The sequence below is a fragment of the Mesorhizobium sp. BR-1-1-10 genome (assembly GCF_020165595.1).
Taxonomy (GTDB): domain Bacteria; phylum Pseudomonadota; class Alphaproteobacteria; order Rhizobiales; family Rhizobiaceae; genus Mesorhizobium; species Mesorhizobium australicum.
In genome coordinates this window covers 73,199-97,958 of the sequence record NZ_JAIUIL010000015.1, presented here as the reverse complement: position 1 = coordinate 97,958, position 24,760 = coordinate 73,199, and the positions used below count along the sequence as shown (strand labels likewise).

Genomic DNA, 24,760 nt, shown 5'->3' with positions numbered 1-24,760 from the left:
GCCCTACGCCTTTCTCGACTGATGATAGCGGTGGTCGACATATTCGGCCAAGGCGAGCACGATCAGCACGATGGAGACCAGCACCAGCGTGAAGTGATTGGGCACGCCAAGCCGCCGCGCCGCGCTCTCGCCGCCGATCGACAATACGGAGAGCAGGAACACGAAGCCGATCGCGGCAAAGCCGTTCATGCGGGCGAGAAACACGGCCGGAATGACCGCCAGCCCATAGGCTGGATTCCAGTCGGCGCGAACATTGCCTTGCACGCCGATGATGTCGACAGCGCCGGCAAGGCCGGCGAGCCCGGCGGAAATGGCAAAGACGGCAATCGTCAGGCCGGGCACGCCCAGCCCCGCATGAACCGCGGCGCGCGGATTGGCGCCGACGATCCTCAGTTTCAGCCCGAATGCCGTACGCGTCATCACCAGATGCACGATGATGATTACCGCCAGGCCGAGCAGCAGGCCACTGGTGATGGTGGTTTCGAACAGGCGCGGCAGCCGGTCTTCCACCGGCAGCGTGCGGGTCTGCGGCACGGTCGTGCCGGGATCGCGAAACACCAGCTTGACCAGCACGTTGGCGAGCGACGTGCCGAGGAACGTCATCATCAGCGTGGTGATGATCTCGTTGACACCCTGATAGGCGCGCAGCAGCGCCGGCACCAGCGACCAGATCATGGCCACCAGCATGGCAATCAGGAACGCGCAGAACAACGCCAGCCAGGCTGGCATGACCTGCACCAGCACGGGAGCGCTGGCCGCCGCCGTGACGGCGCCGAGCAGGAACTGGCCGTCGCCGCCGAGATTCCACATGCCGGCGCGAAAGGCAACGATCAGGCCGGCGGCGAGAAACAGCAGTGGCGCCATGCGCGTCAGCGTCTGCTGGATGCCCAGCGGCGAGAAGAGGCCCTTCTCCAGCACGTAGCCATAGTAAGCGAGCGGGTCGACGCCGACGGCAAGCAGGATGCAGCCGGCGATGACGAGAGCAGCAAGGATCGGCCCAAGCGTCATCAGCAGCCGGTGCACTATGTCGCGCCGCGTGGCGGCGGCGCTCGTGGCATCGAGTGCGGTGGCGCCAGCGGCGGGTGCGGTGTCGATGCTCATGCGGCAAGTCCGATCATCAGGCGACCAACCCTGGTACGGGCGTCGTCGACATTGGCGACGGTGCCGACCAGCGCACCATTGGCAATGACGGCGATACGGTCGCACATGCTGAGCAGTTCCTCGAGGTCGGTGGAGATCAGGAGCACGGCGAGGCCGCGTGCCGCCGTGTCGCGGATGCGCTGGCGCGAGGCCAGCGTGTTGGCGAGATCGAGCCCATAGGTCGGCTTGTTGAAGATCACCACCTTGGCGCCTTCGGCCAATTCCCGCGCCAGCAGCACCTTCTGGATGTTGCCGCCGGAGAGCCGGGCAACGGGCGTCTTCAAGCTTGGCGTACGCACATCGTATTCGCGCACCAGCTCGGCGGCACGCCTGTCGATCTCGGCGCGCTGCTCGACGCCGCTGCGCCAGAAGGGCGCCGCCCCGACTTGCTTGAGGAAGAAGTTGATGGAGACCGGGAACGTGCCGACGGTGCCCTCGCCCAGCCGGTCGTCGGTCAGGTAGCGAAGACCGCGGTAGCGGCGTTCGCCGACGCTCAGCGCCTCGATGGCGGTGCCCTCCAGCCGAACCGAGCCGCTGGTCGCCACCCGTTGACCGGCCAAGGCCTCCGCCAGCTGTTTCTGGCCGTTGCCATCAATTCCCGCGATGCCGAGTATCTCGCCCGGACGGATGTCGAAGGAGACCGACGACAGGCCGGGTGCATTGTCGGTCGGCGCGACCGTGAGATCCGCGACCTGAAGCAGGGGCGCGGCTTGCGCATCGACCGCGCGGGCCGGGCGTTCGAACGCTTCGGGATCGTCCTTCTGCTTGCCGAACATCAACTCGACGATCTCGGAAATAATCTCCTGTTCGCCGAGCGTGCGAAACCGCTCGGGCGGGATCTCGCCCACCTTGCGGCCGAGCTTGAGAACAGAGATGCGGTCGCCGAAGGCGGCCGCCTCCTTGAGCTTGTGGGTGATGAAGACGATCGCCAATCCCTGTTCGACGAGGCGCCGCATCAGCGCGCCAAGTTCCTCGATGCCCTTCGGCGTGAGCATCGAGGTGGATTCGTCGAGGATCAGCAGCCGGCTGTTGCGCACCATGGCGCGTAGGATTTCGACTTGCTGCTGCTCACCGAGCGAGAGTTCCGAAACCTTGGCATGCAGTTTTACTGTGATGCCGAGGCTGCCAGTGATCTCGGCCACGCGGGCCGCAAGCTCTTCGGTCCTCGGACGCTGCCACCAGGGCCCGCCAAGAAGCAGGTTCTCGGCGACCGTCAGGGTGGGCACCAGCATCATGTGTTGGAACACCGTTCCGATGCCAAGCGCCAGCGCATGGCGCGGCGACGTGATCGGCGTCGGCTTGCCGTCGACAAGTATGCGCCCCTCGTCCGGCTGCTGCAGGCCCGACAGCATGCCGATCAAGGTGGATTTTCCCGCGCCGTTCTCGCCGAGCAGCACATGCACCTCGCCAGGGCGGATCGACAGGTCGACGCTGTCATTGGCGACGATGCCGGGAAAGCGTTTGGTCACGCCTTCGAGCGCGACGATGTCGCGGCTGTCGACGGGCGATGAAAAAAGACTGCTCATGAAAGCCCAGCACTGGAAAACGGGAAATATCCGGAGGGGCGAACCGATCGCCCCTCCGGCAGCCGACTTCTGATCGCCTTACTGGGCGACACTTGTCATCAGCGCCCTGACGGCGGCCGCGTCATAGACCGGCTCGACCTTGATCTTGCCGGAAATGACGTCCTCGCGCAGCGCTTGGATTTCGCTCCAGACCTTGTCGGGGATGGCGGCGGTCTTCAGCAACTGCACGGAATCGTCCTTGAGGCCGATCGAATAATGCTTGGTACCAAACGTGTCGGCCTTCAGGTCGGCGATCATCGCCGCGTAGACCGGTTCGATGTTCCACACCACCGATGACAGCAGGAAGCCCTTGTCGATTGGCGACTTGTCGCCGATGACGTCGATGAAATAGACCTTGCCGCCATCGGCGGCCTTTGTCGTCTCGACTGCCTGCAGCATGCCGAAGCTGGAGCCGTTGCCCTGGCCGAAAATGATGTCGGCGCCCGAGGCGATAACGCTTTCGGTGACGCGCTTGCCGCCGGCAGCGTCACTGTAAGCGGCCGGCCCGATCACCGCATAAGTGATCTTGACGTCCGGGTTCTCCGCCTTCACCCCTTGCGCGAACGCCGCCGACTGCGAGTTCCACGATGGCGGTTCGCCGGAGACGACGATGCCGACCGACTTCGAGCGCGACATCTTGGCGGCGAGACGGCCGGCCAGATAGGCGCCCTGGTGGCCGCTCAGCGTGTAGTCGGCGACGAGGCCTTTCTCCAGCCCGTTCGGCGTATCGACGATCGCTACCGGAACCTTCAGTTCCTTGGCGATCTCGGGTGCCGAGGTGTTGTAGCCGCTGGCATGCGCGATCAGCAGGCTGGCGCCGTCGGACGCGAGCTCGCGCAGCGTCGGACGGACATCGCCATAGCCGAGGCCCTGCGCCACGACCACCTCGACACCGGCTGCCTTGCCGGCTGCCTTGGCGGCGTCGATGCCTTGCTGGTTCCAGCCATAGTCCGTGCCTTCTTCAGGCGTGAGGATGGCGATCGACTTGACTTCGCCGGCAAGCGCGCCGCCCATCAAGATACCAGACAGTATTAATGCACTTACGCTACCCTTCAGGATCTTTAACATGTTACCCTCTCTGTTTGATTTCCACTCAATATTTTTATTGTTATTGCGCACAAGCGAGATAGACTGCCTGAGAAAGCTACCCATGGAGCTCAGGCAAAGTGAAAATCCGTTATGTCCTCCCCGTGATGTTGGCGTTCACATCGCTTGCCAACGCCGTTGAGTTGCACCACGTGATCGTCCGCAAAGGCACCGACGGGCTCGATATGGTGCCGTTGACGATTTCGAATGCCGGCAAGGAAGGCGTGTCCTGCAACGCCGACTTCGCCCACTGGTATTCAGAAGGGATCGCCACGATAGAGCCGGGCATGAGCGCTCGCGTCGAACTCTGGTTCGATCCCAAGACCGGCACCTTCACCATCCTCAACGACAAGCGCGAAAACCTGCCGGTCGAGCGCCTGTGGTGTGGCCTCGCGGGTCGCGCATATGCCACGCGCGGGCAGATCGCGCTCGACCGAACCGACGCCGCCAAAGGCGAGCGCGAAGTGTCCTGCGGCATGGAGCAGGACAGCCTGGCATGCCGGTAGGCGCTCATTGATCGGTCCGTCCGGGCCATCGTGCCCTATTCCTCCAGGAACTTGTCGGTGAAGACGTCGTCGGCCGACAGCGCAGCTTTGAGCACGCCCTGGTCGGTGAGCGTCTTCAGCGTTTCCTCCCACTGCGTCTTCGTCATCCAGCCGAGGCCGTGGTCCTTGGTGTCGGGGCTGGTGAAGGTTGAGGCGACGTCGGCGTTGATCTGGGCCAGCAGCACATCCTTCTTGTCCGCGTAACCGGGTGCGGCCTTCGCGGTGATCTCGGCGGCTTCTTCCGGATGGGCGACGACATAATCGAAGGCTTCCCTGTAGGCCTTGACGAAACGGGCGACGACGTCCGGCTTGTCCTTGATCATTGTCTCCGAGGTGAACAGGCCGGAGCCATAAGCCTTCCAGCCATGGTCGGCGCCCATCATGATGCTGAGCGAACCGGGACCGCCCGCCTTGGCTTCCAGTTCGGGAACCTCGGCGTCGACATAGCCGACCACCGTCTGAACCCGGCCGAGAAGCAGATAGCTTTCATAGGGCGGCGAGACGCTGTTCAGCGTCATGTCCTTTTCGGTCAGGCCGTTGGCCGCCAGGAAGCCCTTGAAGAAGATGTAGGTCGAGCCCGCTGGATGAATGCCGATGGTCAGGCCCTTGAGATCGGCCGGCTTGGTGAGCTTCACCGTCTTGGCGAGCGACATGATTGCCAGCGGCGAGTGCTGGTTGACGGCTGCCACCGCCACCACCGGAACGCTCTGCGAGCGGGCCACGGCGAGCGTGGGAAGATCGCCGAAACCGAAATCCGCGTTCCCGTTGCCCACCAGCCGCATGGCATCCGGCGAACCCGAACCCTTGCGGATTTCGGCAACGTCGATGTCGTTCCTGGCGAAGAAGCCTTTTTCCTTGCCGACGAAGAACATGGCATGATTGCCGCGCACCACCCAATCGAGTTGGACCGTGATCTTGTCAGCCGCCAGCGTCGCGTTCGAGAAGCCAAGCGCGCCGGCAAAGGCCGCAAGCGTGGCTACCTTGATAAGTGAGCGTCTCAGCATTTTTGTTCCCTTTTATTGACGGTGGTTGATCGAGAGGCCTAGGCCTGGCTGAATTTCGGTGCCCATGGCACCACGATGCGTTCGAGGATTTCGGCGGCGTAGTAGAAGGCGATGCCGAGCACGGAGACGAGCAGCAGCGCCGCGAAGACCAGCGCCGTGTCGAGCTGGGTCGAGGCGAACTGGATGACGTAGCCTAAGCCGTCCGAGGCACCGGCGAATTCGCCGACGATGGCGCCGATCACGCTCAGCGTGGCCGCGATCTTGGTTCCCGCCATCAGGTTCGGCAGCGAATGCGGAACGCGGATCCTGAACAGGATCTGCGTCGGGCTGGCGCCGACCGAGTTCATCAGCGACAGCAGCGAGCGATCGACCGACTGCATGCCGGCCAGCATCGACAATGTCACCGGGAAGAAGGCGATGACCAGGATCAGGCCGATCTTGGGCGCGAGCCCATAGCCGAACCAGAGAATGAAGATCGGCGCCAGCGCCACCTTCGGCACGTTCTGGAACAACACCACCAGCGGATAAAGCGCTCGCCCCAGCCAGTCGAAGCGCACGATGACCAGCGCAATGGCGACGCCGACCACGACGGAGACAAGGAACCCGAACAGGATCTCGCCTGCCGTCACCAGCGTCGCCTGCATCAGCGTTGCCCATTGCGCGACCAGCGATTGCGCGATTTCGGACGGAGCGGGAATGATGAAGGCGGAGATAGCGAAAATCCGCACCACGGCTTCCCATACGACGATCGTCGCCAGCAAAAGTATGACCGCCGGCAGCCAGCTGCCGGTCGCGGCCACCCAACTCGAGGCAAACCGCGAGTCGGAGGGATTGGTGATGGGTTGATCGCTCATGACACGCCTCCCGGTTGGTGGCTGGCGCGCAGCATGGTGCGCAGTTGAACCACCAGCCTGACGAACTCCGGATCTTCCGTCACCGACAGATCGCGCGGATAGGGCAGGCCAATATCGAGGCTTTCGGTGATCCGGCCCGGCTTGATCCCCAGCACATGAACATGGCGAGACAAATGAATGGCCTCGTCGATGGAGTGGGTGACAAGAACGATGGTCTTGCCGGTGCGCTGCCAGATCTCCAGCAGCGACTGACCCATCTGGTCGCGGGTAATGGCGTCGAGCGCGCCGAACGGCTCGTCCATCAGCAGCACCGCCGGATCGAGCGCCAGCGCCCGCGCGATAGCGACGCGCTGGCGCATGCCGCCTGACAATTCGTTCGGACGCTTGTGGGCGCTGTCGCCCAGGCCCACCAGCTCAAGCATCTCCTGTCCGCGCGTCCGTAGTTGCGCGCGCGAAAGCGACTTGTCGGCGATACCTAGCAGCATGGAAGCGTTGTCGACGGCGTTCTTCCACGGCAAAAGGTTGGCGTCCTGGAAGACGAGGCCGATCATGCGTTTGCGCGCCGCCTCGACCGGCGAAAGCCCGGCGATCGAAACGCTGCCGCTTGTCGGATTTACAAGTCCGGCCAGAACCTTCAGCAAGGTGCTCTTGCCGCAGCCGGAAGGACCAATGAGAGAAACAAACGATCCCTTCGGTACCGAAAGATCGATGTTCTGCAGAACCAATTGCTTGGCCATGACCACCGAAACGCCCTTGGCGGAGATCAGGTCGTCGTGACGTATATGGGCCGGCCGGCCACCGGCTGCCCGGATGGTTTCAACACGCATGGCTTGGCCCTCCATGCGGTACCCCAACCCGACCGGCCTTGTGAGCACGATGTGTCATGGCTACTCCCGGCCCTCCAGGATCCGCCGCACCGCGACGAGCTTGCGCGCCCGTTCGCCTTGCAGCGCCTTTGTCTGCTCGGGCGTGTAGGAGAACATGCCCTCCCCCGACTTGATGCCGAGCTTCGACGCGTTCGTCTTTTCCAGCACCATCGGCGCGACATCGTCGCGATTGGAGAGATCGGCGTTGAGGAAGGACGAGACGGACTTGTAGATATCGAGGCCCGCCATATCGAGCAGCGCCATCGGCCCGATGACCGCGATCTTGTAGCCGATGCCCCACGAGACGCAGGTGTCGAGATCTTCCGGCTCGATGACACCGCGCTCGACAAGGTCGACCGCCTCGCGCAGCAACGCATAGAGCACGCGGTTTTCGACGAAGCCCGGAACATCCTTCTTCACCACCACCGGCAAGAGGCCGATCGAGCGGATCAGGTCGCGAATCGTCGTCACGATATGCGGCGCGGTCTTTTCGCCTGCGATCACCTCGATCATCGGGATGATGTGCGGCGGGTTCGACCAGTGCATGCCCACCATCCGCTCGGGATGGGAGATGTGCGCCTGCAGCTTGGTGATCGGGATGCCCGACGTGTCGGACGCGACGATCGTGTCCGATGCGATCAGGCTGTCGATCGTGCGATAGACATCGGCCTTGATCGAAATGTTTTCAGGAACGTTCTCGATGACGAGGTCGGCGCCCGATACCGCGTCTGCGATGTCATCCGTGAAGCGGACCGTTCCGGCGCCGGCCGGTGGCGCCGCGATACCCAGGGCGTCGAGAACGCTCTCGGCCACGCCCAGCATGGACCCCGCGCGCTCGATCGCAGCCGGGGCAACGTCGTAGGCGACGACCTGCAGGCCGCCCCTGGCGAGCCGGGCGGCCATGCCAGGCCCCATCGTACCCAGACCGATGATGGCGATACGCTGGATCATTATGCTGCCCTGCTTTGCGTTGCCGCTTTTGATGCCGCGAGGAGATCGGCGGCTTTCTCGGCAATCATGATCACCGCCGCGTTGATGTTTCCGCAGACCAGGTCGGGCATGACGGAAGCGTCCACCACCCTCAGGCCGTCGACGCCACGAAGCCGCAATTGCGGGTCGACGACCGAGGCCGCGTCGGCGCCCATCCGGCAGGTTCCCGCCGGGTGATGCACGGTGATGGACGTCTTGCGGATATGTTCATCGATCTCGTCGTCGCTCTGGCACTTCGGGCCAGGGAAAAACTCCGCCTCGATGAAGGGCTGCATGGAGGGTTGCGACGCGAGGTCCCTCGCCACTCGGAAGCCGGCCCGAAGCGAGGCCCAGTCCTTCGGCGAGGCGAGGAAATTCTGGTGGATCAGTGGCGCCGCGAGAGGATCGGCCGAGGCCAATTTCACCGCGCCCCGGCTTTCAGGCTGCGTCGCCACGATCCGTGTGGCGAACCCGTCCGGAAACGGCGCCTTGAACGGCTCGAAATACGGCCACGCGGCGAGCGGGGCGGCCGTGAACAGCAGTTGCACATCCGGCAACGGACGCTCCGGGCCGCTTTTCAGGAACGCGACGACCCCACCGGGCACATCTCCCGAGAAACCTCGTCCCGTGAAGTAGGTCTTGGCGAAATCGAACCCGATCCGGTCGGCACGCATGTTGCGAAGGAAAGGGCCGCCCGGCCCCCGGCGCCGGTACATGAGAATGACCGAGACGTGATCCTGCAGGTTCTTGCCGACCGCCGGCAGGTTGACCCGCGTCTGGATACCGTGCGTCGCGAGTTCCTCTGGCGCCCCTATGCCGGACAGCATCAGAAGTTGCGGCGTGTTGATGACGCCGCCCGAGAGCAGGACTTCCCTGCGGGCGACGACCGACCGTTGGCCGCCGCCATGGTTCACAACCACCCCGGTGGCGCGTGTGCCCTCCAGCGTGATCTTCGTCGCCGTCGCTCCGGTCAGCACGGTCAAATTGGGCCGCTTCAGGGCTGGCCGCAGATAGGCGGACGCGGTCGAGCTGCGCCGACCTTTCGAGATTGTCATCTGGAGGCGGCCGAAACCTTCCTGCCGCTCACCATTGTAGTCGTCCGTCTGTGGATATCCTGCCTCCACGCTGGCCTGCGCAAACGCGTCGATCAGCGGGTCCTTGTAACGGCAGAACTGGGTGCTGACCGGACCATTGCCGCCGCGAAAGTGGCTCGCGCCTCCTTCCCAGCTCTCCTGCTTGCGGAAATAGGGCAGCACCTTGTCGTACGACCAGTCATGGAGCCCGCTGGCCGCCCAACGGTCGTAATCGCCGCGATTTCCCCGCACATAGGCCATGGCGTTGGTCGACGAAGATCCGCCGATCACCTTGCCGCGGGCGCACTCGACTCTGCGTCCGCCGACATTGTCTTCCGGTTCGCAGAAATACATCCAGTCGTGACGTCGCTCGGTCAGGATCTTGCCCCAGCCAAGCGGGATGTGGATCATGGGGTCGCGATCCCAGCCGCCGGCCTCGAGCAGCAGCACCGAACATCCGGGGTCGGCGCTCAGCCGGTTGGCGAGCACGCAACCGGCCGATCCGGCCCCAACGATGATGTAGTCGTAACTTTCCGCGTGCGGCATGGTGCGTTTCATTGCCTTGGTCCGGCGCTCCTGCGCCAGGGAACTATTGAAACCGAGCCTGGACCATCCCGGCCGGGGCCGGATGGACTAGGTATTCCTCAAGGCGGCCGGCACTAGGCCAGGCCGGCCTCTCTCAGACGCTGCGACCAGTGATTCCATCCTCGATCGATCTGGGCGCCGACGAGTTTTCCTGCCGTCTTTATCTCGCCCGGCGATAGATATTTGATGTTGCCGATCCGCAGGCCGGCCGTGAGCGCTGCCGCTTCCTGCTCGAGATAGAACGCCCGGAAGACGACCTCACGCACGGAGTTGCCGACATTGACGACGCCATGCCGCGCCATGAGCACCACTGTCTGGTTGCCGAGACTTTCGGCGATATCAGCGCAGATCCCGGGGCTGCCGCCGAAGAGATCCGTCTCGTCGCCATTCTTGTCGCGAATCTCGTAGACCGGGACTTTCTCGCCGATGAAAGCTCCCATGTGGGTGACCGGCCGAAGCGGCGTATCGACGAAGCAGTACGGCAGGACAGCGGGAGAATGGGTGTGGAGCACACACTGGACGTCGGGCCGCGCCTTGTAGATCTCGCTGTGGATGTAGCGCTCAAGATAGGACGGGCGATTGTCCGACGTCTCGCCGTCGAGATTGAAACGCTGGATGTCGTCGACGGTTATCAGGCTCGGAGCAAGCTTCTGCGCCAGGAAGAAGCTTTGGGGATCTTGGGGGTCACGGGCACTGATGTGCCCGAACGTATCCATGATGCCTTCGTTCAGAAGGATCTTCGTCGCCGTGACCAGCTCTTCGAAGACCGCCTGGTGCGCTGGGCTGTTGTCTTTCATTTCCAAATTCTCCCATTTCGCGGAGCTGGCGACCATTTCTATTCTTAGTTATCGGTCGCCGGCGTCGCGGATTTCACTTGTTTTCGTAGAGGCCAACGATCCGGTTTTGCTCGATGATGTTCCCGGCGTATTTCTGCAGGAACTCCTCCCTGGTAGGGGTCCCTTCGACCTTGGTGTCCAGGGCATAGACCCAGAAGTAATAGTGATGTTCTCCATGGCCTGCAGGCGGCTGGGGCCCGTAATACTGCTTGCCGCCGGCGCCGTTTGGCCCGACGCGAAACTTTTCCTGCGCGTCCGAAAGATCGGTGGTCGACGGATCGATGCCGTAGACGACCCAATGGGTGAAGCCGTTGGGCAAGGGCGCGTCGGGATCATGGCAGATGACCGCGAGTTCCTTCGTGCCCGCGGGGACGCCGCTGACCGTAAGCCTGGGCAACACATTGCCTTTGTCGCCGGCATGCTCGTCGCGCAACTTCCCGAGCGGCTTGAAATCCGCCGACGTAATCTTGAGGTCCTTGATGTTCAGGGGCATGGAATTCGTCCTTCGCCAATTTCGATCGAACTAGACACCGGCCTTGAGGTCGGCGACGGATTTGCCCCCGACGCGCTGATGAACGCGCGGACCCGATGCGACGGCCACGCAGATCAAAAGCTCATCGGGGCGCGGGCCATCCGGCACCGAAAATGTGACGGCATCATAGTGGGAACGGATGTAGAGCTCGTCCTTGTGGGCAAGCGGGATATCGATGGATGTGCCGGCTGCGGCGACCTTGCTGACCGACGAGATCCAGGCCTTGCCGCCGCCCACTTGCTGGCGCAGCGGATCTCCGAACACCGTGGTGATGCAGGCGACGACATGTTCCTGCTCGCCGGATGTGCCCGCGATACCGCCTTTGCCATAGCTTTCGACCGGCCTGTTGCCGAGCAGCGCCACCGCCCGCTCGCCGAGCGCATGACCGATGGCTGAACTGGGATTGGTCAGGTCGGACAGTTCGGCGACGAACTTTCCGGCGAACGGATTGCGGATGACCACGCCAGTCGCGACTTTGACGAGGGTCTCGCCAGGCTGGCCGCCATCATGCCGGCTTTCCTGGACCGAGGCGTACCACCCCCTGACATCGTAATCCCGTTCGACTTCACTGGAATAGTTCATCTTTATCTCCTGAAGGGAGCGCAGCTTGCGCGCGCGCCGATTAATGCGTTGAGCGGCTCGTCCGATGCTACTGCGGCCATGAGAAGACGCCGCGCAGCGGGTCGTAGCGGGCTGCTTCCAATGCCGCCGGCGTGAACATGTTTCCCTTCGAGAGCGAGCGGTTCGCCGCATAGTCGCCGGACAGCGCCTGGCAGCGATCGGTGATCGGGCGAATGCGCTTTTCCCACGCGACGAGCGCGTCCTCGACCGAAGAGCCAGTCTGCAAACCTTGCGACAGGCTGAAGGCATTGACCATCGCGCAACCGGCACCCTGGGCAAGAGCCGGACACATCGCATGCGCGGCATCTCCCACCAGGGCCACCTTGCCTCTTGTCCAGCTGTCGAGCTTGGTCGTTTCGTACTTGTCGTACCTGGCTGTTTTCAGCTTCGCCGCCTCGATCAGGCACGGCTCCAGGAAAGGGAACATCTCGACCCAGACCTCGAGGTCGATCGGCACCTGCGATCCCCGCGGATCGGCGGCTGGAGCCATGAGGCCGAGATAAAGCTCATTCTCGTTGCAGGGCGAGTAGAGGATCCGCTGAACGCGCGGCCAGAAGTTCCACATGTCTATGGTGTTGTCCCACTCGCCGTGACCGAGTTCCTTCTTCTTGCGAGGCACGATCAGCCGGATGAGACCGTCCTTGGAGACCCATCGGTCCTGCTTGAAGCCAATGGAGTCCCTGACCTTGGAGCCAACGCCGTCGGCGCCGACGATCAGGTCGGCTTCGAGAACCTCTCCCGTCTGAAGCGTCAGGCGGCCTTCCGGATCGGCGGCGACCGCTTCGGAGTTGACCGATACGTCGACACCCAGCGCGCGGGCGCGGTTGACCAGGGCGTCATGCAGGTGGCTCCGGGTCATGATGCGCCAAGGGAGACCGTTGAACGTCTCCTTGGAAACCGACTTGTTATGCATCCAGGTCTCGTAGGTCGGGGGCGTGTGCGAACCTTGGAGAACATCATCCAGGGCGCCCAGTCCTTCGAGCACGCGAAGGCCATTGTGCCAGAGATAGATGCCCGCGCCGAATGCCCGCAGCTCCGAGCTCTTTTCGTGCAGCCTGACATCCCAACCGTTCTGCCTCAGAGCGATGGCGGCGGTCAGACCGGCAAAGCCGCCGCCAGCGACCTCGGCACGGCGCGCCTTACCCTGGGTTTTGTTTACATTGGCCATTTTCTATCCTGATGCTGCGTACAAGAAGACGGCGTGCTGGGCCGTCAGGCGTCGATGAAATTCGTGATCGCTTTCAGCGTGATCTCGGGAGATACCTCGTTGACGTAGTGGTCGGCGCCCGGAACGACGACCACGGGCAGATCGGGCCGCAGCCGGCTTGTTTTCGCCAGCGCCGCCGCCGAAACCAATTTGCTCGCCTCGCCCCGAACGATGAGGACGGGCTTCGCCACATCCCGATAGGCGGGCACCAGGTCCGATCGCAGGCCCTTGGCCGTCTGGGCCATGGCCGCGGGCGACGCCAATGGTCGCAGCCCGCCGTCGACCCGCTGATAGCCGCTCTCGGCTCGGATCCTGATGGCGTCGGCGGGAATGTTCGGATAGCGGCCGGCAAGATAGGCTTCGACGGCCTTGATATCCTCGAAAAGCTGGCTTCCCGCGTTTACCCGGGCTTCCAGCGCATCCAACGCTTCGGTCTCGATATAGGGCGTGAAGTCGATTGCGATGACCGACCGCACCAGATCTGGATGTCGCACGGCTGCCGTGACGGAGTTTCTCGCGCCAAGCGAATGTCCGACGAGGATGGCAGGACCCCGGCCGAGGGTACGGATCAAGCCGGCAATGTCGTCCGCGTAGTCATGCGCCTCGTAACCGCCTTCCGGCTTGTCGCTGTGGCCGTGCCCTCTCTGGTCGACGGCCACGGTCGTGAAGCGATCCGAGAGCCGAGCCATCAACGGCGTGAAGACCGCGGAATTGGAGGTAATGCCATGGAAAAACAGCATCAACGGGCCGTTGCCCGCCTCGCGCGCATTCAAGGTGATGCGGCCGGTGTCGATGCGTCGCGAGCCAAATTGGTCGGAAGCTATCCCTGCCGCAATGTTCATGATCCTCACCGTCACTGCCCGTCTCGGTCAAAAGGATCATACAGCCAGAAGGACGTCAAGCAGATTGTCTGACATTCTTGCAATCTTCAGATTTGACAATCTGGCTATTTTCCACGGCGTGACGTATGCTGGTTAGGAGATTGCGACTCAAACCGATGAGACGTTAGAGATGCCTCCAGATTTGAATTTGCGAATTTCCCCACGAACAGTTCAACGCGAGACCGTCGACAAGTTACGGCTCGCCATCTTCTCCGGATTGTTCCAGCCGGGAAGCCGCCTCATCGAAAGTCAGCTGTGCACACAGCTCGGCATCAGTCGCCCTTCGCTAAGGGAGGCTTTGCGCAGTCTCGAGGCCGAGCGCCTGATCGAGATCGTCCCCAACCGCGGGCCGTCGATACCGTCGCTTACGTGGGAGGTGGCAACCGCCATCTACGAGGTTCGAGAGCTGCTGGAAGTCGAGGCCGCGGGACGCTGCGCGTCGAGAATTTCCCCGGAGCAGTTGCTTGAACTCGAGAAATCTCTTTCCGCGTTCGAAGCTGCGGCGTCCAGCAATGACAGCCTGGCACAGGTCATGACCGCCGCGGACTTCTATTCGATCATACTGGCCAATTGCGGCAACCCGATCCTTGAGGAGGTCCATCGTGGCCTTGTGGCCAGGATCAGCTTCTTTCGCGGACGATCGATGTCCTTGGATGGCAGGGCACAGAGCAGCCTGGCGGAGATGAAGGAGATATACGAATCCATCGCCGCCGGCGACGAGAAGGCCGCCCGCAAGGCCTCCAAAAATCACCTGTTGAAGGCCAAAGCGGCAGCGAAGATGTCCATGGACAGCGCGATTTGAGTTTTTCGAAAGACAGTTGCTCCGCCTGAAACCCGAAGCCTTTGACGATGTCGCGGATCGACTGTCCGCGAACGGTCGATGCGTAGGCCACCTCGTGCCGGCGCCAAACTTGCCGACCATCCAAATACGCAAGCGTCAGATGGAGTGATGATGAGCTGGGCGAATTTTGAGCGCGAACGGGATGCCGATATCGTCATCGTCGGCGGCGGGTCGGCTGGCGCATTGCTTGCGGCGCGACTGAGTGAAAAGCCGGACAGCCGCGTTCTGCTGATCGAGGCAGGCGAAGAAGCGGTGGATCCCGACATCTGGAACCCCGCCGCATGGCCGGCACTTCAGGGCCGTGGCTACGATTGGGACTATCGCACGGAGCCGCAAGCCGGGACCGCTGGCCGGGTGCATCGCTGGGCGCGCGGGCGGGTGGTCGGCGGCTCGAGTTGCCTGCACGCGATGGGTTACATGCGTGGTCATCCCCGGGACTTCCAGGCATGGGTCGACGCGACCGGCGATAACAGATGGAGCTGGGATGAATTGCTGCCCGCGTTTCGGGCTATCGAGGATCACCCGCTCGGCGGCAACGGCCTTTACGGCAAGGGCGGGCCGATGCCCGTCCATTTGCCGGCCGACGAGGTCAGTCCGGTCGCGCGCGCGTTTATCGAAGCCGGCGCTTCGCTCGGCCTGCCGCGTCTTGAAGGGCACAACAGCGGGGAGATGATCGGCGTCACCCCGAACTCCTTGAACATTCGCGATGGGCGGCGGGTTACGGTGGCGGACGCCTGGCTCACGCCGGCTGTTCGAGGCCGCGAGAACCTGACCATCCTCACGGGATCGCGAGTGCGGCGGCTTAACCTGGCGAGCAATCGGGTCCGCGGCCTCGAAATCGCAGGGCGACAGGGTCCGGTCGAAATCCTCGCGGATCAAATTGTCCTTTGCGCCGGCGCGCTGGAAAGTCCGGCTTTGCTGATGCGCTCGGGCATCGGTCCGCACGACATGCTCGATACCGCCGGCGTTGGCTGCCTGATCGATATGCCGGAAGTCGGTCGAAACCTTCAGGATCACCTGCTTGGCGCCGGCAACCTTTATGCGGCTCGCAGGCACGTTCCTCCATCGCGCCTCCAGCACTCGGAATCGATGGCGTATATGCGCGCCGACGGGTTCACCGGTACCGGTCAGCCCGAAATCGTCGTTGGTTGCGGCATCGCGCCGATCGTGTCGGAACGCTTTCAGGCGCCTGCCGCCGGCACGGCATATTCGCTGCTGTTCGGGATCACCCATCCAGCGAGCCGCGGCAGCGTGCGCATAAGCGGGCCGGAGCTCGACGATCGGTTGATCATCGACCCCGCATATTTGCAAAGCGGCCGGGACCGTGCGCTGTTTCGCCAGGCGCTCGAGGCAGCCCGGACGATCGGACATCGGGATGAACTCGCCGGCTGGCGCGAGCGCGAACTCCTGCCAGGCAGCCTGAACAGCGCGGCTGACATGGACGACTTCATCGCGCAGTCGGTCATCACGCATCATCATCCCTGTGGCACTTGCAGGATGGGCAAGGATCCGGACGCCGTCGTCGATGCGGATCTGCGGCTGAAGGCGCTCGACAATCTTTTTGTCGTCGACGCGTCGATCATGCCCAGTCTAACCGCGGGACCTATACACGCCGCGGTTCTCGCGATCGCCGAGACCTTCGCTCGATCTCGCGCCTGAGAAATAGCATATCGCCGGCAAAGCAAGCACGACCTGGCGACACGGCACCAACGGCGTTTCAGCGATAGCTAACGGAACCGAATGGCGATCGCCGAATTTTGCTTCAGGCGGATTACGGAAGGGACCCCGTATTTGGAGCACCTGCATGAGCAACATAAGCGCCGAAGTCTCTGAGAAACAGAGCAATCTTCGGGCAAAAGGGCCATTCCAGCGGCTGCTGCGCACAATCGGGCCTGGTTTCATCACAGGCGCTTCGGACGACGATCCTTCGGGCATCGGCACCTACAGCCAGGCGGGCGCCCAGTTGGGGTTCAATGTCGGCTGGACGATGGTCTTCACCTTTCCGCTCATGGTCGCGATCCAGGAGATAGCAGCGCGAATAGGCCGGACGACAGGTCGAGGTATTTCCGGCAACCTCGCACGGCACTACCCGTCTCCGCTGATGTATTTTGTAGCCTTGCTTTTGTTCGCCGCCAACGTGATCAACATCGGGGCGGACCTGAGCGCGATGGCTGATGCATTGTGGTTGCTGGTGGGCGGCCCAAGCTCGCTTTACGTCGTTGCGTTCGGCGTGGCATGCGTTTTGGCGATCGTCTTCCTCGACTACAGCCGCTACGTCACGGTCCTGAAATGGACAACGCTGAGCCTCTTTGCCTACGTGGTGGCCGCGTTTCTGGCTGATATCCCATGGGGCGAGGCACTCAAGGGAATCGTCGTTCCGCATGTCGAATGGAGCCGGGCGTTCTTCACGACGCTTCTGGCCATACTCGGCACCACGATTTCTCCCTACCTGTTCTTCTGGCAAGCATCGCAAGAGGTCGAAGAGGAGAAGATCGACCCGAAGGCCAAGCCTTTGAAATGGGCACCCTGGCAGGCGCCGCGAGCGTTCCAGCGCATTCGCGCCGACACCCTGGTGGGTATGGCTTTTTCGAACCTGATCGCCATTGCAATCATCGTCACGACGGCCGCCACCCTGCACAAGGCCGGGGTGACCGACATCAATTCCTCCACCGACGCAGCCGAGGCCCTGGAGCCGGTCGCGGGCAAATTCGCCTTTGTGATTTTTGCGATGGGGATTATCGGCACTGGCCTTCTCGCGGTGCCGGTTCTCGCCGGCTCGGCCGCTTTCGCCGTGGGCGAGGCGCGCCGCTGGCCAGTGGGGCTGGAGCGCAAGCCGAAGCAAGCGTTGGCATTCTATGCGACCTTGGCCGCCGCCGTGGTGCTGGGAATGGGGATCATGCTGACGCCGATCGATCCCATCAAGGCGCTTTACTGGAGCGCCGTCATCAACGGCATATGCGCGGTCCCCGTAATGGTCGTCATGATGCTGATGACCGGGCGTTTCGAGATCATGGGCGAATTCCCCGTCGAGGGCTGGCTGCGCTTTCTCGGCTGGCTCGCGACGACTGCGATGGGATTGTCGGTTATCGGCCTCGCGCTGCAATGGGCCTTTTGAAATGACCGACCGGGTCAGGCTCCGGTATGACGCTGAGCGCCCGCAGGGGACGAGGACCTTGGCATCCGCCGGCAGTCGCGTACGGCACCCTCGTCAACGTGCGCTCAGCGCGACCATGCGATCGAGGGCGGCGCCAAGGCCTTTCAGCGACACCGGAAAACTCAGCTTGGTGTCGGCCGCGGTGGTGACGTCGAGTTTCAGCTCGGTGCCCGCCTTGAGCTTCTGCATCAGCGCCCGGTCGATCGGAAACAGCGCCACGCAGCCGTTCGGCAGGCAGGTCCTGAACTTCAACGCCCCGACGGGCGGCTGGTCGTCGATCTGGGGCGTCACGCCGGGCTCGAACAGGATGCCGAAGGGCAGCAGCAAGGTTCCGATCAGCCCGCCCTTCTGCCCCACGCGCAGTTCCACGGCCAGAAGCCTCTGGCCGTTTTTCTGCGTCTGGTCCTGCGTGACCGTGCAGACCCGGGCATTGTCCTGCATGCCGCAGGCCAGCTGCCAGTCCTGATAGGTTTCCTGGAGCGACGATGCGCCATTGGGAAGCGAAGCCTGCTGCTGTTGCGCGAAAACGGCCGGCACCGAAGCGGCGAAGGCAGCCGCGCAGATGACGGCTGCCCTCGGGAAAAGCTGTCTACGAACCAATGAATGCTGCCTTCTCTTGGGTGCCGGGCAAATGCCCGAAGTAGCGGCTCGAGGACCCGTGTTTATCGTCACGTACAGACCCATTCACGGATCTTGCATTGGGTCCCCCCTGCCTCGCAGGCTTGCAGGGCGAGATCCTCCGCTTCCCGGCGGGTCTCGGCGGAGTTCACGCCCCACGGGGTGAACCGGTGCTCCACTTTGTCTGCCACGGCGAGCGCGCCGCAATGCTTGTAGGGAAATCCGGTCTTATCGTCGTCCGTCCAATGACGGTGATTGCGGAACACGGTAACGACGTTGCAGGCCTTTCCACCGGCATTCTCGCAATATTTCTGCGCTATGTCCTTCGCTTCCTGCCGCTTGTCGGCGCCCCAGAAGAAGCCGTATTTGGTATCGGTCTGGGAGTAGGCGATTGCCGCCCAGATGCCTTTCTCCTCCTGCGGTGGCTCGGACGGCTCCACCAGATCGGCCGAGACGACCTGCCCGCTCCACAGCAAGGCCATGCACAAGACTGTCAAACGTCGCGATTTCATGGTCCGCAATCCTTTCCAGGGCGCCTCGCCCATTCGCCTGACATTCTCACTTGGCCGCCGATGCGATGGAAATCACCACGCATGTGTTGCCCGTCGGCAGCAGAAGGGCTTCGCCCGTGTTGCCGCCAAGCTCGTACACTTCGACCTGTCCGAGATGATCCGTGATCTTGCTGCCTTGCGGAAGCGCGGACGTGACATCGGCGCAGGGGCTGGCGAACGGCGCCACCCGCACCATGGTGCCTTCGCAACCCGTGGCGGTGGGCGAAGCAAAAACGATGCCGGCGGCCGGCCCGCTGTAGCGCTCCGTCGCATAGTCCAGACCGACAAGCGCCTGCACGGCGTGCTTGTCGGCGGCCTGGTCGCTCCACAGCGACTTGACGCTGTATTTCGAGCCGGTCGTCAAAAGCTGTCCGAGCACCGGATAGACGGTTGAACAGGCCTGCACGCCGGATTGCTTGACGTGTTGGAGGAAGGGCGAGTCCGGCAGCGCGGGCGGCGCCGTGCCGGCCTGAGCGGCCGTCGGCGTGCCGACGAGACCGGCGATCGCGGCATAGTTCGCTGCGGCGAAGCCGATGCCCATCATGACCAGCCCCAGCGCACACAAACCGATGACGCGCGGCCAACGCCGCGGCGGCTCGACGGTCCTTTTGCGATCCGGCTCAACGGTCGGGTTGCTGCGCGTCGCGGAGATGAACGGGTCTTGCTGGCTCACGGTGCTGCCTCGGCTATTTGACTGGCGCAAGGGCCTCGGACAGCCCCTTGAGCGTTGCGGTGACGGTAACGGTCTGGCCATCGACGGTCGGGTAGGAAATCGCCGGCGTCGCCTTCTGCGCTATCTCCTGGCGCATCAGAGGTCCCACCGGCAGCATGCCGACACAGACCACTTCGTTGCAGCCGTTCAAATGCACGTCGATGGATTCGGCGCGCCCCTCGAACTTCAGCGATACCAGCCCATCGCTCCTGGCGTTCGGCGCGGTGCGCAGGATCATGTAGGGTTTGCCGTCCTGGGTGGCGGCGAGCGACCAGCTGAACGCCATCTTGCCCGCCCCGTCCTCGATCACCTGCGAGACGTTGCAGACCTTCTTGCGCGCCTTGAGGTTCTCGTCGCAGATCAGCGTCCAGTTCTCGAAGGGACGGATGGTGCGCTGGTATTGTCCGAGCTTCACGTCCGGCGGCACGACCACGTCGGAGGGCTTGACCCTATATGGCGAAGCCGTCTGCGCGGCAGCCGGCGCCAGCCCGCCGGCAAGCGCCAGGCAGGTCAGGAATGCCATGGCTAGTCCGGGAAAACCAAGCGGGTTTCCCGGATTCGAGCCTGGCCTGACATGGCCGGTTCGCCTGTTCATTCCCGCCCCAGGTCCCCGCCTCAGTTCAAGGTGAAGCTCAGCCCGGCGCCGACACCGACATTTCCACCCGCCGCCGTGCCGGACACATTGCCACGGATGCGGCCGTCCTCGCTGGTGTAGCCCGCGCCGAAGGCAAAGGCGCTCGAGTCCCGCCAGAAGCCACCGCCCGCCGCCACGCTCAGCTTGCCGGGACGGTCGTCGTAGCGGAGCGAGGCTGCCGCCAGACCGATTGCCGCCGCCTGCCGTGCTTCGTCCCGGATGCCGCTGATGTCGGAATTGAGCTGGCTGAACTTCTGGTCGGTATAAGTGTTGGCTTGTTGCAACGTCGTGACAGCAACCTGGTCGGTATAGGTCTTGCTCTGAGCCAGATTCAGGTTCAGCTGGTTGACGTTGACCGCGTCGGTGCCGGCAACGCCGGGGCCGACATTGGAGATGACGACAGGCGCATTCGGATCGCCGCCCTGCAGCGTGATCTTGTTGATTTTGGTCGTCGATCCGTCCGGATTGGTGACGGTGTCGTACTGCACGGTGTTTTGGACGGTGCCGCCGATGCCGCCGATCGTTTTGGTCAGGTCTTCGATCGCTGTGTTGGTGGCGTAGAGCTGCGAGCCGTTGATCGCATCGGTGCTGTCGGAAGAAACGCGTCCGGCGGCGACATTGGTGATCGTCCTCTCCGCGCCGGCATCGCCGACGCTGACGGTGCCGTCCGGGGTCGTGCCGGCAAAGGCGTAGGTCTTGCCGTTGATGACCGTGTTGGACGTGCCGACGGCGGTCTGCGACACCGAGCCGGAGCCGAGCGCCACATCGCTGGCATTGTTGGCCTGCGCGCCCTGGCCGAGCGCCACGGCGCCCTGCCCGGTGGCCGTCGAACCATGGCCCGCGGCCAGGCTGTCGGTGCCGCTCGCCACGCTCTCCGGCCCGATCGCCACCGCGTCGGTGCCGCCGGCAAGGCTGTCGGCCAGCGTCGAATTGGCGTGGAAATATTTGATGCCGCCGCCATTGTTGATGGTGGTGAGCGCATTGTTGACGGCGGTGAAGCCGTCATAGACCGTCGAGTAGTTGTTGCCCTGGATGTTGTAGGTCGGACCGGTGATCGAGCCGTCGGGATTGACCGTGGTGCCGCCGCCGAACAGGTTGGAAACATTTTGTGAGACACCGCGCAACTGCGAGACGTTGACGCCGTCCGTATCAGCCGAACCCGCCGCGACATTGGTGAGCTTGCGCTCCGCCCCGGCGGCACCGAAGGACACTTCGCCGGCCGATGTCTGCGCGGCGCCGAGGGCAAAGGCTGTGTAGCCGGCCTGCGCGCCGACCGTGGTGATGGACGACGCGCCCAGCGCCACGCTGTTGGCGAAGGTGCTTTGGGCGCCGGCGCCCAGTGCGATGGATTGCACGCCGGCGGCGGTGGAGTCGGTGCCGAGCGCGATGCCGTCGGCCAGCATGACATGGGCGTTCTGCCCGATGGCGGTGCCGCCGGGTGCCGTCTGGTCGACGACGGCTCCATTGCCGATGCCGACGCCATTGTCGCCATTGACGACCGTGGTCGGGCCAACCGCGACCGATTCCGCTCCGACCGCCAGCGAGTCGCCGGCTGTCGAATTGGCATGGAAATATTTCGTCGAGGTGGCGGAGACCGCCGCGATCGCTCCCGCCAGCTGGCGCACAGTCACGGCGTCCTGGTCCTGCGTGCCGTCGGCCACGTTGGTGATCTGCCGGTAGGCCGTGGCAGTACCGACCGACACGGCGCCGAGCAGCGTCTTGTCGGTCGTGTTGTACTGGATGAAGTTCGACGGACCGGCCGCGATCTGCCCGGAAGCCGGAGCGATCGCGCGGTCAGAGACCGAACCTTGACCGAGCGCCACGCTGCCGTCGATGCTTGCCGCGCTGTCGCGGCCGAGCGCAAGCGCGCTGACGCCGGTCGCGGTCGCCTGGTAGCCGACTGCGGTGGAACCGACGCCTTGCGCGAAGGAATCGGTCTGCGCCAGGCCGGTCTCGTTGGTGCGGGCATAGCGGATGCCCTCGCCATTGGCGTTGGTGTAGATGGTCGAGGTGTCGCCGGCGATGTTGTTGATCGTGTTGCCGAGATTGGTGATGTTGCCGCCGATATTGGCGATATCGGTGGTGTTCTGCGTCACCTGCTGGTTGGTGGCGAAGAGCTGCGAGCCGTTGACGGCATCGGTCGAACCGCCGTTCAACTGTCCGGCCGCGACGTTCTGGATCTGGCGCTCGGCGCCGGCCGAGCCGACCGAGAAAGCGCCCGCCGGCGTGCCGCCGGCGAAGGTGTAGTTGACGCCGCCGATCGTCGTGCCGCCGACATTGGTCGTTGCGCCCGACGTCGAATTCAGGCCGATAGCGACGTCGCCGGCGTTGTTGGCCACCGCGTTCGGGCCGACAGCGACGGAATCGGCTCCCAGCGCCTGCGAATCCGCCAGCGTCGAGTTGGCGTGAAAATATTTGATGCCGCCCCCGACATTGATGTTGTTGACGACGGCGCCGATGGCGTCGACCGCCTGGTTGGTGGCGGCGAGCTGCGAGCCGTTGATCGCGTCAGTCGAGAGCGCGCTGATCCGCCCCGCAGCCAGGTTGGTGATGGTGCGTTCCGCGCCCGGCGCGCCGATGCTGACCGTCGAGGTCGGGTTGGTGCCCTGGAAGGCATAGGTCGTGCCGTTGACCACCCCACTGGCGGTGCCGACCGCCACGGCGGTCACCGAGCCCGAGCCCAGCGCCACGTCGCCCGAGCTTGCCGCCGCCGAGGCGCCGTTGCCCAGCGCGACATTGCCGACGAAACCGGCGGCGCCCGCGGTGGAGCCGTTGCCCAGCGCGACGGAGCCTTGCCCGATCGCCTTGTTGTTGTTGCCGATGGCGACGGCGCCATTGGCCATATTGGCTCCGGTCGCGGTCGCCGTGCCGTCGCTGTTGGCGATGTTGTTGGCGCCGCCGGTGAAGGCGCCGGTGCCGCTGGCGAAGCTCGGATCGCCGATGGCGACCGCGCCGTCGCCAAAGGCGGTGTTGTTCGCACCGATCGAGACGGCTTGGCCGCCGGTCGCCACGGCGTTGGTACCCATGGCAACCGCGTTGGTGGAACTGGCCGCGGCATTGTTGCCGATGGCGATGGCGCTCGTAGCCGACGCCGCGGCGCCGATGCCAAGTGCGGTGCTGGCAACCCCGCTGGCGTTGGAGCTGACGCCGGCAGCGAGGGAATTGTCTCCCGTAGCCTTGGATCCTGTCCCGTACGAGGAGGCGTTTGTGCCACTCGCAACAGCCTGGCGTCCGGTGGCTGTGGAATTGTCGCCGCTGGCGTTGGTACCGGCGCCTACGGCAACCGATAAAATACCACCGGAACTTGCATTGTTGCCGAGCGCAAGGCCCGAGGTCGCGGTGCTGGCAACGATTGCGCCCGAGCCTATCGCAACAGCACCACCGGCTGCAAGCGCCTGCGCTTGGTTACCCATGGCGACCCCGAAGGCTCCCGATGCAACCGTGCTGGCGCCGACGGCGACCGAGTTAGTTGCCGATGCCGCGGCTGTGACGCCCATCGCTATGGCGGACGTGCCCGTTGCCTTGCTTTGGCGCCCGATCGCAGTGGAGTCAACCTGAGACGCCAGTACGTCCGTGCCAATGGCGATGGCGCTTTCCTGAAGGGCGCCCCCTCCCGCAACAGTTCGGTTGCCAAGATTGACGGCATTGATCGCGGTCGCGGTCGCCTGGAAGCCGATGGCGATGGCGTTCTGATTGCTTGCGACGGCGCTATTACCTTGGGCAAGCGAATCCAGCCCGGACGCTGTTGCCCCAAACCCGAGCGCGGTGGCGCGCAGCCCGGTCGCCCGGGTAACGTAGCCGATCGCCGTCGAGTTCAATCCGTCGGCACGCGCGTTCAGGCCAAAGGCGGCCGCGCCTGCGGCTGCAACCGAATTGACGCCAATCGAGCTTGCTCCGTCCCCGTTGGCATGGGCGTTCCCGCCCAAAGCGAGGGCGTTGACGCCGGTCGCGCCCGCGAACACGCCTATGCCTATGGAATTGAGGCCATTGACACTCATCGCATAGCCGATGGCGATCGTAGCGTCGCCCGTTGCACTGTTGGAGGTGCCCAACGCCGTGCTGTTATTGCCATTCGCCGTCGCGCCGTTACCGATGGCGACGGCGTTGCCGCCTGTCGCCGACCCGCCACCGGCCTGATATTGCGCCAGGGCCGGCGTTGCAGCCATGCCGATCGCGAAGGCGCCCAGCATCGCGGCCGGCGCCCCGCCGACGCCCAGCGTTCCCAGCCCCAGGCGCTTGCGTCCCATACCCAGCGCGCGATGAGCCATGCGCAGCACCGCCATCAAACGACGACGAATTGAGCGGGAACGGGGATCGGTGCCGGCGATCCAGTTGCCGGCGAAATGCGCCGCGCGACGCTGCACAACAGGCGAGCCGCTCGAAATCTGATTGTCGGTCATGGTGCCCTCTCCGCTGGCCGGCATGGAATCGTCTGACAATTCCAGTCCACGGCAGGAAGACATGATTCCTGCTTGCCGTATTTCAC

The 24,760-nt window shown here is 63.8% G+C and carries 23 protein-coding genes; 5 read left to right on the top strand and 18 right to left on the bottom strand.

Annotated elements, in window-relative coordinates; translation table 11 throughout:
• Positions 1–3: 3 nt before the first annotated feature.
• From LB555_RS26740 to LB555_RS26730, 3 genes are all read right to left on the bottom strand, one after another.
• A complete protein-coding gene (locus tag LB555_RS26740) occupies positions 4–1,101 on the bottom strand; it encodes a putative B6 ABC transporter permease subunit 2 (protein WP_015315986.1) in 1,098 nt (365 codons plus the stop codon).
• On the bottom strand, positions 1,098–2,666 hold the full coding sequence (locus tag LB555_RS26735) for a putative B6 ABC transporter ATP-binding protein (protein WP_224684155.1): 1,569 nt from the start codon (positions 2,664–2,666) through the stop codon (positions 1,098–1,100). Before LB555_RS26735 ends, LB555_RS26740 begins: the two co-directional genes overlap by 4 nt.
• Positions 2,667–2,744: 78 nt before the next feature.
• Positions 2,745–3,773 (bottom strand): putative B6 ABC transporter substrate-binding protein, encoded by a 1,029-nt coding sequence (locus LB555_RS26730; RefSeq protein WP_140617628.1) that lies wholly within the window; start codon positions 3,771–3,773, stop codon positions 2,745–2,747.
• Between the two features lie 98 nt (positions 3,774–3,871).
• Here LB555_RS26730 and LB555_RS26725 point away from each other — a divergent pair, with 98 nt between their 5' ends.
• On the top strand, positions 3,872–4,297 hold the full coding sequence (locus tag LB555_RS26725) for a hypothetical protein (protein ID WP_140617627.1): 426 nt from the start codon (positions 3,872–3,874) through the stop codon (positions 4,295–4,297).
• 35 nt (positions 4,298–4,332) lie between these two features.
• Here the strand turns inward: LB555_RS26725 and LB555_RS26720 are convergent, their stop codons facing one another.
• From LB555_RS26720 to LB555_RS26675, 10 genes are all read right to left on the bottom strand, one after another.
• Positions 4,333–5,340, bottom strand: a complete 1,008-nt coding sequence (locus LB555_RS26720) for an ABC transporter substrate-binding protein (protein WP_224684154.1) — start codon at positions 5,338–5,340, stop codon at positions 4,333–4,335.
• 38 nt (positions 5,341–5,378) lie between these two features.
• A complete protein-coding gene (locus LB555_RS26715) occupies positions 5,379–6,194 on the bottom strand; it encodes an ABC transporter permease (protein ID WP_015315981.1) in 816 nt (271 codons plus the stop codon).
• Positions 6,191–7,021, bottom strand: coding sequence for an ABC transporter ATP-binding protein (locus LB555_RS26710; protein WP_140665227.1), 831 nt, complete (start codon positions 7,019–7,021; stop codon positions 6,191–6,193). The genes LB555_RS26715 and LB555_RS26710 overlap by 4 nt, the downstream gene beginning before the upstream one ends.
• 60 nt (positions 7,022–7,081) lie before the next feature.
• A complete protein-coding gene (fhmpcd1, locus tag LB555_RS26705) occupies positions 7,082–8,011 on the bottom strand; it encodes a 5-formyl-3-hydroxy-2-methylpyridine 4-carboxylate 5-dehydrogenase (protein WP_140721551.1) in 930 nt (309 codons plus the stop codon).
• The gene (locus tag LB555_RS26700) at positions 8,011–9,648 is read right to left on the bottom strand and encodes a GMC family oxidoreductase (RefSeq protein ID WP_224684167.1); all 1,638 of its coding nucleotides are present in this window, start codon (positions 9,646–9,648) and stop codon (positions 8,011–8,013) included. The genes fhmpcd1 and LB555_RS26700 overlap by 1 nt, the downstream gene beginning before the upstream one ends.
• Positions 9,649–9,761: 113 nt before the next feature.
• Entirely contained in the window at positions 9,762–10,484 is a 723-nt protein-coding gene (locus LB555_RS26695) for a class II aldolase/adducin family protein (protein WP_224684153.1), read from the bottom strand.
• Positions 10,485–10,557: 73 nt separating this feature from the next.
• On the bottom strand, positions 10,558–11,016 hold the full coding sequence (locus LB555_RS26690) for a YbhB/YbcL family Raf kinase inhibitor-like protein (RefSeq protein ID WP_015315976.1): 459 nt from the start codon (positions 11,014–11,016) through the stop codon (positions 10,558–10,560).
• A 30-nt stretch (positions 11,017–11,046) separates the two neighbouring features.
• Positions 11,047–11,637: an amino acid synthesis family protein gene (locus tag LB555_RS26685; protein WP_041163678.1), complete on the bottom strand. Its 591-nt coding sequence runs from the start codon at positions 11,635–11,637 to the stop codon at positions 11,047–11,049.
• Positions 11,638–11,704: 67 nt separating this feature from the next.
• The gene (locus LB555_RS26680) at positions 11,705–12,844 is read right to left on the bottom strand and encodes an FAD-dependent oxidoreductase (RefSeq protein ID WP_224684152.1); all 1,140 of its coding nucleotides are present in this window, start codon (positions 12,842–12,844) and stop codon (positions 11,705–11,707) included.
• Positions 12,845–12,888: 44 nt separating this feature from the next.
• Positions 12,889–13,656 (bottom strand): alpha/beta fold hydrolase, encoded by a 768-nt coding sequence (locus LB555_RS26675; protein WP_224684166.1) that lies wholly within the window; start codon positions 13,654–13,656, stop codon positions 12,889–12,891.
• Here LB555_RS26675 and LB555_RS29400 point away from each other — a divergent pair.
• The 4 genes from LB555_RS29400 to LB555_RS26655 all read left to right on the top strand — a co-directional run bounded on the left by LB555_RS29400 (position 13,547) and on the right by LB555_RS26655 (position 17,720).
• Positions 13,547–13,861, top strand: coding sequence for a hypothetical protein (locus tag LB555_RS29400; protein WP_224684168.1), 315 nt, complete (start codon positions 13,547–13,549; stop codon positions 13,859–13,861). The two genes, LB555_RS26675 and LB555_RS29400, sit on opposite strands and share 110 nt — an antisense overlap.
• Before the next feature lie 33 nt (positions 13,862–13,894).
• Positions 13,895–14,566, top strand: coding sequence for a GntR family transcriptional regulator (locus LB555_RS26665; protein ID WP_140617621.1), 672 nt, complete (start codon positions 13,895–13,897; stop codon positions 14,564–14,566).
• Between the two features lie 150 nt (positions 14,567–14,716).
• Positions 14,717–16,264, top strand: a complete 1,548-nt coding sequence (locus LB555_RS26660) for a GMC family oxidoreductase (protein ID WP_015315971.1) — start codon at positions 14,717–14,719, stop codon at positions 16,262–16,264.
• 145 nt (positions 16,265–16,409) lie between these two features.
• Positions 16,410–17,720: an NRAMP family divalent metal transporter gene (locus LB555_RS26655; RefSeq protein ID WP_224684151.1), complete on the top strand. Its 1,311-nt coding sequence runs from the start codon at positions 16,410–16,412 to the stop codon at positions 17,718–17,720.
• Positions 17,721–17,813: 93 nt separating this feature from the next.
• Here the strand turns inward: LB555_RS26655 and LB555_RS26650 are convergent, their stop codons facing one another.
• From LB555_RS26650 to LB555_RS26630, 5 genes are all read right to left on the bottom strand, one after another.
• Positions 17,814–18,359 (bottom strand): invasion associated locus B family protein, encoded by a 546-nt coding sequence (locus tag LB555_RS26650; protein ID WP_224684150.1) that lies wholly within the window; start codon positions 18,357–18,359, stop codon positions 17,814–17,816.
• A gap of 68 nt (positions 18,360–18,427) precedes the next feature.
• On the bottom strand, positions 18,428–18,889 hold the full coding sequence (locus LB555_RS26645; RefSeq protein ID WP_015315968.1) for a DUF4189 domain-containing protein: 462 nt from the start codon (positions 18,887–18,889) through the stop codon (positions 18,428–18,430).
• Between the two features lie 46 nt (positions 18,890–18,935).
• A complete protein-coding gene (locus LB555_RS26640; protein ID WP_015315967.1) occupies positions 18,936–19,601 on the bottom strand; it encodes a hypothetical protein in 666 nt (221 codons plus the stop codon).
• Positions 19,602–19,614: 13 nt separating this feature from the next.
• Positions 19,615–20,163 (bottom strand): invasion associated locus B family protein, encoded by a 549-nt coding sequence (locus LB555_RS26635; RefSeq protein ID WP_224684165.1) that lies wholly within the window; start codon positions 20,161–20,163, stop codon positions 19,615–19,617.
• Positions 20,164–20,255: 92 nt separating this feature from the next.
• On the bottom strand, positions 20,256–24,674 hold the full coding sequence (locus LB555_RS26630; protein WP_224684149.1) for a YadA-like family protein: 4,419 nt from the start codon (positions 24,672–24,674) through the stop codon (positions 20,256–20,258).
• Positions 24,675–24,760 lie beyond the last annotated feature (86 nt).